This window comes from Pseudactinotalea sp. Z1748 (genome assembly GCF_049725185.1).
In the GTDB taxonomy this organism is placed as follows: Bacteria; Actinomycetota; Actinomycetes; order Actinomycetales; family Beutenbergiaceae; genus CALKWS01.
The window spans coordinates 447,638-461,159 of sequence record NZ_JBMPQB010000003.1; the positions used below are offsets into that span (position 1 = coordinate 447,638).

Here is a 13,522-nt window from a genome sequence, read left to right on the forward strand (position 1 = left end):
CACCTCCGGATGGAGATGACCGGGGTTGGGAGTCAGCCCGCGGCGCGGCGGAGCATGCGGATCTCGGTCATGCCGTCCCGGCGCTCCCGGCTGGCGCCGTCGGTGGTGAACCCCTGGCGGCGGTAGAACGCCACCGCACGGTCATTGCCACGGGCCACCGTGCCAGCGACTGTGCGCTCATCAACCCCGCGTAGGGCGCAACGGGCCGATCTCGTAGTCGTCCAAGTGGTGGTGGCGGCCCGCTCCCCGGCGGTGCGCACCGGGATCACTCATCGAGCAACTCCTCGACCCTGTTCACCTTGCCGGTCAACTCCCCTCGACGTCCCGGGCGCAGATCCGCCTTGATCACCAGTGAGACCCGGTCGGAGTGGGCGGCGACGGTGTCACAGGCGCCCTTGATCACCGGCATCACCTCCTCCCACTCCCCCTCGATGGTGGTGAACATCGACGTCAGTTCATGCGGCAGCCCGCTGTCGCGGACCACCCGGACGGCGTCGGCCACCGCGGCGCTGACCGAGCCGTCCGGTGCGTCGGTGGTGGCTGGTGCGATGGAGAAGGCGAACAACATGCAGCCACGGTACTGCGGTGGCGATGCGCCGGCCCGTCCGTAGACTCGGTGCCATGCCACGCACCGCCGTTCTGACCGCGCAAGCCCTGCGACCCCGGGACGTGCACCGGATCCTGCAACTGCACGCCGGAACCGAGCAGATGCAGTACCTGGTGCTGGTCCCCGTGGGGTCCGATGCCTCCACGGTGACCGAGGTGATCAACCATCTGAGCCTGGGAGACCTGCGCGAGGCATGGGATACGGCCACCGGCACCGAGGACGCCGGGGCGGACCGGGCCGCGGCCAGGGACGCGTTGGCCTCCTCCCTTGGCCTATTCGAACAGGCCGGGGCGACCGCCACCGGGGCACTGACGAATGCCGATCCGATGGCCCAGTTGACGGCCGCCGAACGGGATCGCAGCATCACCGAACTGATCGTGGTGACCGAGCCCCAGGCGGTGCAGGAGATCTTCAACTCCGACTGGGCCAGTACGGCCAAGGACACCCTTGAGGTGCCGGTGCTGCACTTCTACTCCGGTACCGACCACGTCGGCTGACGGTCGCCTACGCCGGGCCGCAGACCCTCAGGCCCCCGGATGGTGCCGGGCCAGTTTCCGGGCGTAGTTCACCATCGCCATCGCGACGTAGAGCAGCCGCCGGGGGTGGCGCTCGGCCCGGTAGTACAGCGGGTTCGTCACCGCCCCGCTGCGGCGTATCCGGTTCACCTGCCCGCGCCCGGGCGGGGGCAGGTAGCGGCGCAGCACCGGCCAGGGCACCACGGCGAAGAGGTGTTGGGCCGTTGCCACCGGAATGGGTTCGCCGCCGCCGGCCTGCGCCGTCATCTGGCGCACCGGACCCGCGCGCTCATCCCGGCCCGGACCGAGGTCCAGGAAGGCCTGGCCGTACATGGCTGCGACATTGTACCCGGAGGCGGTCACCGCGTACCCACTGCGCCCCACGCGTGGGTTGATCTCCAGCAGTTGGTAGTGCCCGTCCGGGCTCCGCTTCAGATCCGCGTTGGCGAATCCCCGCCATCCGATGGCCTGCAGCAGGTTCACCACCTGTGCCACCGCTCGGGCCTGAGCGCCCACCGGGTCTCCGGTGAGTTGTGCCACGGAGTTGCCGACCGCGCTGGGCGCATGTTCCTCCAGCAGCACCTGACCGAACTGGGCCAGGCGCACCCGCCCACCGGGATCGATGAAGACGTTCACCGCCGCCATCGCACTGTCCGGGCCGTCGATGTACTCCTGCACCAGCATCGGCACCGACACCCCGGCGGTGGCCATCGTGTGCCATAGTGCGCGCAGGTGCCCGGCGTCGGCGACGGTGTGCACCTTCGCCTTGCCCGGGTAGTCCACGTCCTGCGCGGCGGCGGTGCTGGCGGGTTTGACCACGACCGGGAAGTCCAGATCGCCGCCCGGTGGCTCCTCCTCGGCGGGCACACCCCGGGCGGTGCGGGGATGGGGCACGCCGGCCTCCTCGGCCATGGCCATCAGCACCGACTTGTCCGCGACCTGCTCCAGCAGGTGGGCTCCGGGATAGGGCACGACCGCGCCGGTGTCCTCGAGCCGGTCCCGGACCGCCACGATCGCGGTCACCAGCCAGTCCGCACTGCCCAGCACCAGGTGGGTGGAATCCGGTTGCTCGGCCATCACCTCCAGGATCGTCTGGGCCAGCGTGTCGGTGTTGCTCAGCCGGGCGCGGATCCGCAGGTCCACGATCGCGCTGTGGGCGACCGCGCCCACCTGCACCCCGGCCAGCACCACGCTGGAGACGCCATAGGCCTCATGGAAGGCCCTCGCGGTGGCATAGGCGCCGATATCACCACCCACCAGGATGGGCCGGACCGCTGGGGCGCCCGGCGTATCGGAGGGTCGGGAGTCCTTGGTGCGCACCTGGCTACGTTACCCAACGGGCGGTGTCGTCGGGAGCGGCGCGCCCTACCGGCGCCACGTGCCACCCGGCATAACCTGGACGGGTGAACGCACCAGGTCAGGTCGCGCCCGAGGAGTTCGAGGCCGCGCTGTTGAGTCTGCGTGGGCACCGGCTGCGCCCGGAGCTGCGCCTGGAGGAAGTGCCTCCGCCCACGCGGATCGCTCCCTATGCCCTGGCCCTGACCGGTGAGATCAACCCGAGCACCGACCCGGATGACTTCCTGGGCAACGGCCGCTTCGTGGTCCTGTACGACCCGGAGGGTCAGGAGGCCTGGAACGGCACCTTCCGGGTGATCGTCATGGCCAGGGCCCGCCTGGAGGACGAACTGGGCGCCGATGCGATGCTCGGGGAGGTCGGTTGGAGCTGGCTCACCGACGCCCTGGCCACCGAGGATGCGGGTTACCACTCCCTGTCCGGTACTGTCACCCGGGTGCTCTCGGAGACCTTCGGGGGCTTGGAACTGCGCGGAGGTGAGGTGGAGATCGAGGTGCGTGCATCCTGGACACCCACCAGCACCGACCTGGCCCCGCACCTGCGCGCCTGGGCGCTCCTGGCCTGCCAGGCGGCCGGGCTGCCTCCGATGCCGGATAACGTCTCGTCGCTGAACCGGCGCCGATGAACCAGCCGCAGCCCCTCACCGAGCCGTCCGGCGGCGTACCCGAGGTGGTCGCCACCGGCGCGCAGTTGCGCGAAGTCATCAAGCGCCTGACGCAGGGCACCGGACCCGTCGCGATCGATGCCGAGCGGGCTTCGGGGTACCGGTACGGTCAGCGCGCCTACCTGGTCCAGGTGCGCCGGGCCGGCGCCGGGACCGCCCTGATCGACCCGCTCGGGGTGCCCGACCTGGGCGAGTTGTCACGGGCCCTCGGCGGTACCGAGTGGGTGCTGCACGCCGCGAACCAGGACCTGCCGAGCCTGGCCGAGGTCGCGCTTCGCCCCGATTCGCTCTTCGACACCGAACTGGCGGGGCGACTGCTGGGACGGGCCCGGGTGGGCCTGGGCACCATGGTGGAGGCCGAACTCGGCCTGACCATGGCCAAGGAGCATTCCGCAGCCGACTGGTCCACCCGTCCGCTTCCGCACGACTGGTTGCGCTACGCCGCTCTCGACGTGGAAGTGCTCATCGAGTTGCGCCAGATCCTGTATCGCCAGTTGGACGAGGCGGGCAAGTTGGAGTGGGCCCTGGAGGAGTTCGAGTACGTCCGCACCGCGCCCCCTCCTCCCCCGAGGGTGGACCCCTGGCGGCGCACCTCCGGGACCCACCAGATCCGTGACCGGCGCGGTCTGGCGGTGGTCCGGGAGTTGTGGATCGCTCGTGATGCCGCGGCCGCGCAGGCCGACCTGGCGCCGGGCCGGGTGCTGCCGGACCGAGCGATCATCGCCGCCGCCCAGGCGTTGCCGAAGAACACCGATGAACTTCTGGCACTGCGTCCGTTCACCAACCGTGGTGCGCGCCGCCGGCTGCGCACCTGGGCGGGCGCCATCGAGACGGCGCTGGAACTGCCCGAGAACGAACTTCCCGCGCACCGAGCCCCGCACTCCCCCGACGCCCTGCCCCAGCCACGCTCGTGGAAGGACCGTAACCCCGAGGCCGCCGTCCGGCTCGATGCGGTGCGGCCTACGATCCGGGCCCTGGCGGACGAACTGGAACTACCGCAGGAGAACCTGCTCTCCCCGGACACCCAGCGCCGCATTGCCTGGCGACCGCCGTCGTCGGCCGCCGAGGAACTCGTCGCCCAGGCGCTCCGGGACCTGGGTGCCCGACGCTGGCAGGTGGAGCAGGTCACCGAACGCCTCACCCAGGCGCTGGCCACCGGAACGCCGGTCGGGGTGCCCGAGGTCGCCGACACAGCGGACGAGGCCCCCGAAACGGCAGACGAGGCCCCCGAAACGGCAGGCGAGAACGCCCCCTGAGCACTACCGCCTCGCCGTGAGATAAAGTGCGCAATAGTATCTAGTACTGACAGTCTCACGCTTTGGAGGTAGACGATGACGTTGCACGGTCGTGATGTCGTCCTGGTCGATGCCGCGCGCTCCCCGTTCGGGCGTGCCCGCGCGGACGGCCTGTACGCCCACACCCGCGCCGATGACCTCGCGGTGGCGGTGGTGCGGGACCTACTGCGCCGCAACGCGGAGTTGCCGCCGGAGCGCCTCGGGGAGGTGGCCTTCGCCGCAACCACCCAGTCCGGGGACCAGGGCCTGACCCTGGGCCGGACCGTAGGCTTGCTCGCCGGGCTGCCCCAGCACGTGCCCGGGTACGCGATCGACCGGATGTGCGCCGGTGCGATGACCGCGGTCACCCAGGTGGCGGCCTCGATCGCCGTGGGGGCGATCGATGCGGCCCTGGCCGGTGGGGTGGAGCACATGGGCCGCCACCCCCTCGGCGGCGACGCGGACCCGAATCCGCGCTTCATGACCGAGCGGCTGGTCTCCTCCGACGCCCTGGTGATGGGTGCCACCGCCGAGAACCTGCACGACCGCTACCCCGAACTGACCAGGGAGCGTGCCGACGCCTACGGCGCCGCCTCCCAGGCCAAGTACGCCCAGGCGCTCGCCGACGGGCACATCGGGGCCGATCTGGTGCCGATCGGGATTCCCGACCCCGAACGCGGTTGGGGCCTGGCGACTGCGGACGAACCCCCGCGCCCGGGCACCACCGTGGCCGCAATGGCAGACCTGCGCACCCCGTTCCGTCCGGGCGGACGCGTGACGGCGGCCACCTCCTCCCCGTTGACCGATGGCGCCACCGGAGCGGTGCTGATGGCCGCTGACACCGCAGCCGAACTGGGCCTGGCGCCGCGGATGCGGATGGTCTCCTATGCCTATGCCGGCGTCGCACCGGAGGTGATGGGCGTGGGCCCGGTGCCCGCGACGCACCGTGCCCTCGAACTGGCCGGGCTGAGCATCGAGGACATCGGCCTGTTCGAGATCAACGAGGCGTTCGCCGTGCAGGTGCTGGCCTTCCTGGATGCCTTCGGCATCGACGACGACGACCCCCGCGTGAACCCCTACGGCGGTGCCATCGCTGTGGGTCACCCGTTGGCGGCTTCCGGGGTGCGCCTGATGGCCCAGCTGGCCCGGGCCTTCGAAACCCGCCCCGAGGTGCGTTACGGCATCACCACCATGTGTGTCGGTCTCGGCCAGGGCGGCACCGTGATCTGGGAGAACCCCCACCACACCGAGGAGAGCCGATGAGCGAACGCATCACCCGCGCCCTGGTGCGCGACGTCGAACTGGAGGACGTGGGCACCCTGGCCCTGATCACCCTGGACAACCAGGCCGGCCCCACCAAGCCGAACACGCTCGGGCCCGGCGGGATGGCCGAACTGCGCACCGCGCTGGAGGGCATCACCGCCCGTGCCTGTGCGGGCGAGATCGTGGCGGCTGCGGTGACCGGCAAGATGTTCCACTTCGCCGCGGGTGCCGACCTGCACGGCGCCGCCGCCATCATCACCGAGGCCGATGCGCGCGGTATCGCCGAGACCGGGCACGAGGTGTACGCCCTGCTCACCGACCTGCCGGTGCCCACCTTCGCCTACATCGGTGGCGCCGCCCTGGGTGGCGGGCTGGAACTGGCGCTGCACGCCACCTACCGCACGGTGGCCGCGCCGGTGCGCAACATCGGGCTCCCGGAGACCTTCCTGGGCCTGATCCCCGGATGGGGCGGCACGTTCCTGGTCCCGCACCTGGTGGGGATCGAGAACGCGGTGAAGGTGATCATCGAGAACCCGCTTCGCAACAACCGTCAACTCGATGCCACCCAGGCGGTGCAGATGGGGCTGGCTGATGCGGTGCTTGACTCTGCGGACTTCCTGGCCCAGTCCCTGCGCTGGAGCGCGGCGATCCTGCGCGAGGAGGTAGAGGTGAACCGGCCTGATCCGGAGGACTCACAGGTGTGGCAGCAGGTGATCGAGGGCGCCAGGGCCAAGGTGGACCAACGCCTGCACGGCGCCGCACCGGCCCCCTATCGGGCCCTGGACCTGCTCGAGGTGGCGTCCCGGGGTGACCGGGAGGTCTCCTATGAAGCCGAGAACGACGCACTAGCCGAACTCATCCTGTCTCCGGAGTTCTCCGCCGGGGTGTACGCCTTCGGGCTGACCACCGGACGGGCGAGGAATCCTGCCGGTGCACCCGATTCGGCACTGGCCCGCCCGATGCGTTCGGTCGGGATCGCCGGTGCCGGGTTGATGGCCAGCCAGTTGGCGCTGTTGTTCGCCCGACGGATGAAGGTGCCGGTGGTCATGCGGGACCTGGACGACGAGCGTGCTCAGCGGGGCCTGTCGTTCGTGCACGCCGAGGTTGACAAACTCGCCGAGTCCGGACGTATCGGCGCCGATGAGGCCAACCGGCTGCGCTCGGCGGTCACCGTCACCACCAACCTGGCCGACCTGGCCGGGAAGGACCTGGTGATCGAGGCGGTGTTCGAGGAGTTGCAGGTGAAGAAGGCGGTCTTCGCCGAACTCGAGCAGGTCATCGCGCCCGAAACGATCCTGGCGACGAACACCTCCGCGCTGTCGGTGACGGCCATGGCCGCCGGTCTGAACCATCCGGAGCGGGTGGTGGGCCTGCACTTCTTCAACCCGGTCGCGCAGATGCCGCTGGTGGAGGTCGTGCGTGCGGAGCAGACCGATGACGCCGCCTACGCGACCGCGTTCGCTCTCGCCAAGGAGTGCCGCAAGACGGCGATCGCGGTGGCCGACGCCCCCGGGTTCGTGGTCAACCGGTTGCTGGTGCGGTTGCTCGGTGAAGTCCTCGGCTCACTGGAGGACGGTACCGACGTGCAGGTGGCCGATGCGGCGCTGCGTCCCCTCGGGCTGCCGATGGGACCCTTCCAGTTGTTGCAGCTCGTGGGTCCGGCGGTGGCCGAACATGTGCTGGAAACGCTGCGGGAGCAGTTGGGCGACCGGTACCCCACCTCGCCCGGCCTGCGCCGGATCGTGGAGGACGGCGCTCGCTTCGTGGAGTTCGAGGGCCGGCCCGGCGCCGGTTCACCGGTGAACTTGCAGATCGGCTCCTACTTCGGCTCCCGCGCCGAGCAGGCCGGCGCGCAGAGTGAGACCGAGTTGCTCAACCGGGTGCGCGACGCGCTGGCCCAGGAGGTGGACCTGATGCTCGCCGAGGGCGTCGTGGGAGACCGGGAGGACATCGACCTGGGCATGATCATGGGCGCCGGCTGGCCGTTCCACCTGGGCGGCATCACCCCCTACCTGGCACGCACGGCCTGACCCCGGGCCCCTCCCCAGCCCGGAGCGGCGGAAGTCAGAAAAGACCGGGCTGGGGCGGGGCGTAGGCGGGGTCCACGCCGTCAAAGAGGCTGGAGACGGACTCACCCAGGTGGATGCGATGGATCGCCTCGGCGAACAGTCCCGAGATCGAGCGCACCCGTAACTCCGGCCACCCCTCCGGCGCCGGAACGGTATCAGTGGTGACCACCTCGGAGATCATCGGATGCTGGCTCAGCCGCGGCACAGCCCGGCCGGTGAACAGCCCGTGCGTGCACGCCACCGCGGCCTCGACGCATCCCTCCTCCCGCAGCCGCTCGAGCAGTTCCACGATCGAGCCCCCGGTGGCTATCTCGTCGTCGAGCACGATGGCTCGCTTGCCAGCCACATCTCCCACGATGGCGTCGATCACCACTCGGTCATCGGTCAGGCGCTGCTTACTGCCGGCCGCCACCGGCACCCCGAGCAACCGGGCGAACACAGTGGCGGACTTCGCGTTGCCCAGGTCCGGTGAGACCACCACCGTCTCCTCGGTATTGATCCGACCCCGGAAGTGCTCGGCCAGTACCCCCAGCGCGGTGAGGTGGTCCACCGGAACGGAGAAGAACCCGTGCACCTGGGGTGCGTGCAGGGTCATCGTCAGCACCCGGTTCGCGCCGGCGGTAGTGAGCAGGTCCGCCACCAGGCGCCCGCCCAGGGAGATCCGGGAGGCGTCCTTCTTGTCCGAGCGGGCGTAGGCGAAGTGCGGCATGACCGCGGTGATCTGCGCGGCCGAGGCGCCGCGGGCGGCGTCGATCATCAGCAACAGTTCCATCAGGTGCTCCTGGGTGGGCGGCACCAGTGGTTGGATGATGTAGACATCGCGCTGGCGGCAGTTCTCCCCCAGTCGGGCCTCCAGGCAGTCGTTGCTGAATCGCTTGACGCGTGAGGGTGCCACCTCCACACCCAGGTGTGCACAGATCTGCCCGGCCAACCCCGGATGAGCGCTGCCGCTGAAGACCACGATGTTGCGCATACCCGCCCTAGAGGTTCGATCGAGGTGTGAAGGATCTTCCCGAGCCTAGCGATCCACCGCGGTGCGCGGAAACTGTTCGCGCCCCACCGTTGCCTGGTGCGTCAGTTCCACTGCCACCGAGGCCGCCTGCAACGCGACATCCTGGCCGCGCAGGCCCAGGTCCGCGACCAGTTCGGCCCGGGTGGCGTGGCTCAGGAACCGCAGTGGAATCCCGTGCGCCTGCACCGGCGTGTGCAGCCCGCGCTCGGCCAGGCGGTCCCGGATCGCCGAGCCGAGGCCGTTGCTCACCAGACCGTCCTCGATGGTGACGACCAGGTGATGGGCACGGGCAAGTTCCACCAGGTCATCGGGAACCGGCAGCACCCACCTCGGGTCCACCACGGTGGCGCCGATCCCCTGGTCGGCCAACCGTTGCGACACCTCGATAGCGGTGCGTGCGAAAGCGCCGAATCCGGCCACGAGCACCCTGGCCCCGCCGTCACCGGCGGTCCTGGCGAGCACATCCACCGTGCCCTGCTTGCCGATCTCGGGGATCGCCTCGGGCAGGGCACCCTTGGGGTAACGCAGCACCGTGGGGGCGTCGCGCACGTCGACGGCTTCACGCAGCGCACGGCGCAGGGTGTCCTCATCGCGCGGGGCGGCCAGGCGCAACCCGGGCACACTGCGCAGCAGTGCCATGTCCCACATACCGTTGTGGCTGGCGCCGTCGTCTCCGGTCAATCCGGCGCGGTCCAGCATGAAGGTCACCCCGGCCTTGTGCAGGGCGACGTCCATCAGCACCTGGTCGAACGCACGGTTGAGGAAGGTGGCGTAGACCGCCACCACCGGATGCATCCCGGCGAACGCCAGCCCGGCGGCGGAGGTCACGGCATGTTGTTCGGCGATGCCGACGTCGAAAACCCGGTCCGGGAACTCCTCGGCCATCGGCGCCAGGCCCACCGGGCCCAGCATGGCCGCGGTGACCCCGACGACGTCGGAGCGCACCCGCGCGATCCTGCATATCTCATCGGCGAACACCTTGGTCCACCCGAACCGGGAGGCCTGCACCGGCAGCCCGGTCTCGGGGTGGATCACCCCGACGGCGTGGAACCGGTCGGCAGCATCGGTCTCGGCCGGGGCATAACCGCGGCCCTTCTGGGTGATGGTGTGCACGATGACGGGCGCACCGAAGTCCTTTGCCGCGCGCAGTGCGCGCTCCAGCGCGTGCAGGTCGTGCCCGTCCACCGGGCCGAGGTACTTGATCCCCAACCCCTCGAACCAGCCCGAGGGCCGCAGCACGTCCTTGATGCCCTTCTTCATGCCGTGCAGGGCGTCGTAGGTCAACCGTCCGGGTGGGCCGCCACGGTTCAGGGTGCGCTTCCCCCAGCCCAGGAGGCGTTCGTAGTTGGGGTCGACGCGCATGGCGTCCAGGTGCCGGGACAGTCCCCCGATCGTGGGTGAGTAGGAGCGCCCGTTGTCATTGACAACGATCACCAGCGGTCGGTCCGGGCCGTCGGCGATGGTGTTCAAGGCCTCCCAGGCCATCCCGCCGGTCAGCGCACCGTCACCGATCACGGCGACCACGTGGCGGTCGGTGCGCCCGGCGATGACGTTGCCCTTGGCGATGCCGTCAGCCCAGGAGATCGCGGTGGAGGCGTGGGAGTTCTCCACCACGTCGTGGTCGGACTCCGCCCGCGCGGGGTAGCCGGACAACCCGCCGCGTTTACGCAACGCGGAGAAGTCGGTGCGTCCGGTGAGCAACTTGTGCACATAGGCCTGGTGGCCGGTGTCGAAGACGATCCGGTCCCGGGGCGACTCGAAGACCCGGTGCAGCGCGATGGTCAACTCCACCACGCCCAGATTCGGACCGAGATGCCCTCCGGTCTTGGACACCTCGGCGACCAGGAAGGCGCGGATCTCCGCGGCGAGGGCGCGCAGCCGCCGTGGACTCAGACCTCGCAGGGACGACGGGGAGGTGATGCGTTGAAGTTCACCCACTCGTGTCTCCTTCCCTACCCGAGCGACGTCGACTGGGGTGTCGTTGATCCGCAGGGTAGTGGCACGCGTCGGTGCGCGCGCTTCATGATAAACCACGGTGGTGGTGGTGGCCTCGGTCAGTGGGCCGGCTCTACCGCAGTTCAACTAGGACCCCAATTTCGTCCGAGAGGACGTGAAGTAGGCAGACAGTCGGTTTGACAGGGTACGACGCTCGTCCTGGACCAACACTTGGTGTGCCAGGTGTGCGACAACGCACCGTGCTATCGGTAGTCAACCGTGCGCAAACGTGCCGGCCGGTTGACCCACACACCTCGAACGGACGGGAGTCGCAATTAGCGTCGATCGTGCGACCGGCTCGAAGCGGGAGCGTATGCCAATCGGACCCGATGACTCTCGAGCAGGTAATGTCGCGACCCATGAGCATTGAGCGCTTTGCTCACGTCAACGGCGTTGCACTGTGTACCCAGGCGTTTGGCCAGCCTGGCGATCCCGCCGTCCTGCTGATCAGCGGGATGTCAAGCGCCATGGACTGGTGGGAGGACGGGTTCTGCGAGCGTCTTGCTGCCGGGCGGCGCTACGTCGTTCGCTACGACTTCCGGGACACCGGTCGCTCTACCACGTACCCGCGAGGAAAGCCGGGTTACACCGGTGCCGACCTGCGCCGCGACGTGGTCGCCCTGCTCGAGGCCCTCGGAATCCTGCAGGCTCACCTCGTCGGGGTTTCGATGGGCGCCGTCATCGCTCAATGTGTTGCCGTCGAGTTCCCCGATCGCGTCGGCTCCCTGACCCTTATTGCTACCACCGCAGCACTGCCCGGTTCACCCGAGGGGTTGCCGCAGACCGACCCTGAACTGGCCGCATACTTCGAAGCGGCCGGCGGACGGCCGGAGCCGGACTGGGCAGACCGGACAGCAGTCGTCGAGATGCTGATCGAGGACCAGCGTGCCTTGATGCGGGGCGGCTTCAGTGAGGCCCGAGTGCGCGGGGTCGTTGAACGGATCGTGGACCGCAGCAGCGACATCGCGGCGATGGTCAATCATCAGCACCTTGATCCCGGACGTGACCCAGAGGGCACCCTCGCCGACATAGACGTGCCGACGTTGGTCGTGCACGGCACCGCCGACCCGCTGTTCCCGTTCGCCCACGGCGAGGCGCTCGCGGACGCAATCCCGAATGCCGCTCTGCTGCCGCTGGAGGGCGTGGGCCACGAACTACCGCCGGAAGCGGAGTGGGACCGTGTTCTTGAGGCACTGCTGCGGCACACATCGGGCGCCTAGGAGCCGGCAGAACTGTCGATCCTGTCCCGGGGACTCGAAGACCCGGTGCAGCGTGATGGTCAAAGCCACTTACCCTGGAACCATGCGATTCCTGCCCGGGCACACCGTGAGTTCCGATCTGACCTACGGCGACGTCTTCCTGGTCCCGTCCCGTTCCGATGTGGGCTCCCGGTTCGACGTCGACCTGACCCCGGTCGATCGCGCCGGCACCACGATCCCGGTGGTGGTGGCCAATATGACCGCGGTCAGCGGGCGGCGGATGTCCGAGACCGTCGCCCGCCGCGGGGGCGTGGCGATCCTGCCCCAGGACTTGCCGTTGGAGGAGGTGGCACGCACGATCGCCTCGGTGAAGTCCCGGCACCCGGTGCTGGAGTCCCCCGTGGTGCTCTCGTCCACCGACACCGTGCACAACGCGGTCACCTTGATCGACAAGCGCAGCCACGGTGCGGCCGTGGTGCTCGATACCGACGACAGACCCGTCGGTGTCCTCACCCGCGGGGACTGCCAGGGGGTGGACCAGTTCACGCAGGTGCGCGAGGTGATGACACCCGAACCCACCTGCCTGCCACTGTCGGTGCTAGACGGCGATGACGCGTTGCGGACCGCGTTCGAGACCCAGCACCGCTACCGGCGCCGGTTCTCTCCGGTCATCGACGACGACGGTGCCCTCGTGGGCGTCCTCACCCGCCTCGGAGCGCTGAGATCCTCCATCTACACCCCGGCCACCGACTCCTCGGGCCGGTTGCTCGTAGGGGCTGCGATCGGGGTGAACAGTGACGTCGTCGCGCGGGCGGAGGGGTTGCTGGCGGCGGGCGCGGACATGCTCGTGGTGGACACGGCGCACGGGCACCAGATGAAGATGCTCACCGCGCTGCGGGCGGTGCGCGGCCTGGATCCTCAGGTGCCGGTGATCGCGGGCAACGTGGTCACCGCCGACGGCGTCAGCGACCTCGTCGAGGCCGGTGCCGACATCGTCAAGGTCGGTGTGGGCCCGGGGGCGATGTGCACCACGAGGATGATGACGGCGGTGGGCAGGCCACAGTTCTCCGCGGTGGCCGAGTGTGCGGAGCGGGCCCGCTCGCTCGGTGCCCACGTGTGGGCCGACGGCGGGGTCCGTTACCCGCGCGACATCGCCCTGGCCCTGGCGGCCGGTGCCAGCCAGGTAATGGTCGGATCCTGGTTCGCCGGTACCCACGAGTCAACGGGTGACCTGCACACCGACACCGATGGTCGCCTGTACAAGGAGTCCTTCGGGATGGCCTCGGCGCGGGCGGTCGCCGCCCGCGCGTCTGCTGCCGCCACCGCGTTCGAGCGGGCCCGCCGGGCCCTGTATGAGGAGGGCATCTCCTCCTCGCGAATGTACCTGGACCCGGACCGCCCGGGGGTGGAGGATCTGCTGGACCACATCACGTCCGGCCTGCGCAGCGCCTGCACCTATGCCGGAGCAGCCACGATGGCCGAGTTCGCCGAGCGGGCGGTGGTGGGCCTGCAGTCGGCTGCCGGGTATGAGGAGGGACGTCCGCTGCCGGCGGGATGGTAGCCAGGGCCA

Annotated in this window: 12 protein-coding genes; 7 read left to right on the top strand and 5 right to left on the bottom strand. The window is 69.7% G+C overall.

Annotated elements, in window-relative coordinates:
* Positions 1-32 precede the first annotated feature (32 nt).
* Together ACO0LU_RS09425 and ACO0LU_RS09430 are read right to left on the bottom strand one after the other, a co-directional pair.
* Positions 33-158, bottom strand: coding sequence for a hypothetical protein (locus ACO0LU_RS09425; protein WP_424791106.1), 126 nt, complete (start codon positions 156-158; stop codon positions 33-35).
* A gap of 107 nt (positions 159-265) precedes the next feature.
* Positions 266-568 (bottom strand): thiamine-binding protein, encoded by a 303-nt coding sequence (locus tag ACO0LU_RS09430; RefSeq protein ID WP_424791107.1) that lies wholly within the window; start codon positions 566-568, stop codon positions 266-268.
* A 53-nt stretch (positions 569-621) separates the two neighbouring features.
* Here ACO0LU_RS09430 and ACO0LU_RS09435 point away from each other — a divergent pair, with 53 nt between their 5' ends.
* Positions 622-1,104: a hypothetical protein gene (locus ACO0LU_RS09435; protein WP_424791108.1), complete on the top strand. Its 483-nt coding sequence runs from the start codon at positions 622-624 to the stop codon at positions 1,102-1,104.
* Between the two features lie 27 nt (positions 1,105-1,131).
* On the opposite strand, the gene ACO0LU_RS09440 is transcribed toward ACO0LU_RS09435, so the two are convergent.
* On the bottom strand, positions 1,132-2,442 hold the full coding sequence (locus ACO0LU_RS09440) for a carboxylate--amine ligase (protein ID WP_424791109.1): 1,311 nt from the start codon (positions 2,440-2,442) through the stop codon (positions 1,132-1,134).
* 83 nt (positions 2,443-2,525) lie between these two features.
* Between ACO0LU_RS09440 and ACO0LU_RS09445 the strand changes: the two genes are divergently transcribed.
* From ACO0LU_RS09445 to ACO0LU_RS09460, 4 genes are all read left to right on the top strand, one after another.
* Positions 2,526-3,101: a DUF3000 domain-containing protein gene (locus ACO0LU_RS09445; protein ID WP_424791110.1), complete on the top strand. Its 576-nt coding sequence runs from the start codon at positions 2,526-2,528 to the stop codon at positions 3,099-3,101.
* Positions 3,098-4,396: an HRDC domain-containing protein gene (locus tag ACO0LU_RS09450; RefSeq protein ID WP_424791111.1), complete on the top strand. Its 1,299-nt coding sequence runs from the start codon at positions 3,098-3,100 to the stop codon at positions 4,394-4,396. Before ACO0LU_RS09445 ends, ACO0LU_RS09450 begins: the two co-directional genes overlap by 4 nt.
* 75 nt (positions 4,397-4,471) lie before the next feature.
* Positions 4,472-5,677, top strand: coding sequence for a thiolase family protein (locus ACO0LU_RS09455; protein ID WP_424791112.1), 1,206 nt, complete (start codon positions 4,472-4,474; stop codon positions 5,675-5,677).
* Positions 5,674-7,707 carry a 3-hydroxyacyl-CoA dehydrogenase NAD-binding domain-containing protein gene (locus ACO0LU_RS09460; protein WP_424791113.1) on the top strand — a complete coding sequence of 678 codons (2,034 nt, stop codon included), beginning with the start codon at positions 5,674-5,676 and terminating at the stop codon, positions 7,705-7,707. The genes ACO0LU_RS09455 and ACO0LU_RS09460 overlap by 4 nt, the downstream gene beginning before the upstream one ends.
* A 34-nt stretch (positions 7,708-7,741) precedes the next feature.
* Here ACO0LU_RS09460 and ACO0LU_RS09465 read toward each other — a convergent pair whose 3' ends face one another.
* Positions 7,742-8,719, bottom strand: coding sequence for a ribose-phosphate diphosphokinase (locus tag ACO0LU_RS09465; protein ID WP_424791114.1), 978 nt, complete (start codon positions 8,717-8,719; stop codon positions 7,742-7,744).
* A gap of 45 nt (positions 8,720-8,764) precedes the next feature.
* A complete protein-coding gene (gene dxs / locus ACO0LU_RS09470) occupies positions 8,765-10,696 on the bottom strand; it encodes a 1-deoxy-D-xylulose-5-phosphate synthase (RefSeq protein ID WP_424791115.1) in 1,932 nt (643 codons plus the stop codon).
* Between the two features lie 416 nt (positions 10,697-11,112).
* Here dxs and ACO0LU_RS09475 point away from each other — a divergent pair, with 416 nt between their 5' ends.
* Complete coding sequence (locus ACO0LU_RS09475; protein ID WP_424791116.1) at positions 11,113-11,973, top strand: alpha/beta fold hydrolase; 861 nt, start codon at positions 11,113-11,115, stop codon at positions 11,971-11,973.
* 82 nt (positions 11,974-12,055) lie between these two features.
* Entirely contained in the window at positions 12,056-13,513 is a 1,458-nt protein-coding gene (locus ACO0LU_RS09480) for a GuaB1 family IMP dehydrogenase-related protein (RefSeq protein WP_424791117.1), read from the top strand.
* Positions 13,514-13,522 lie beyond the last annotated feature (9 nt).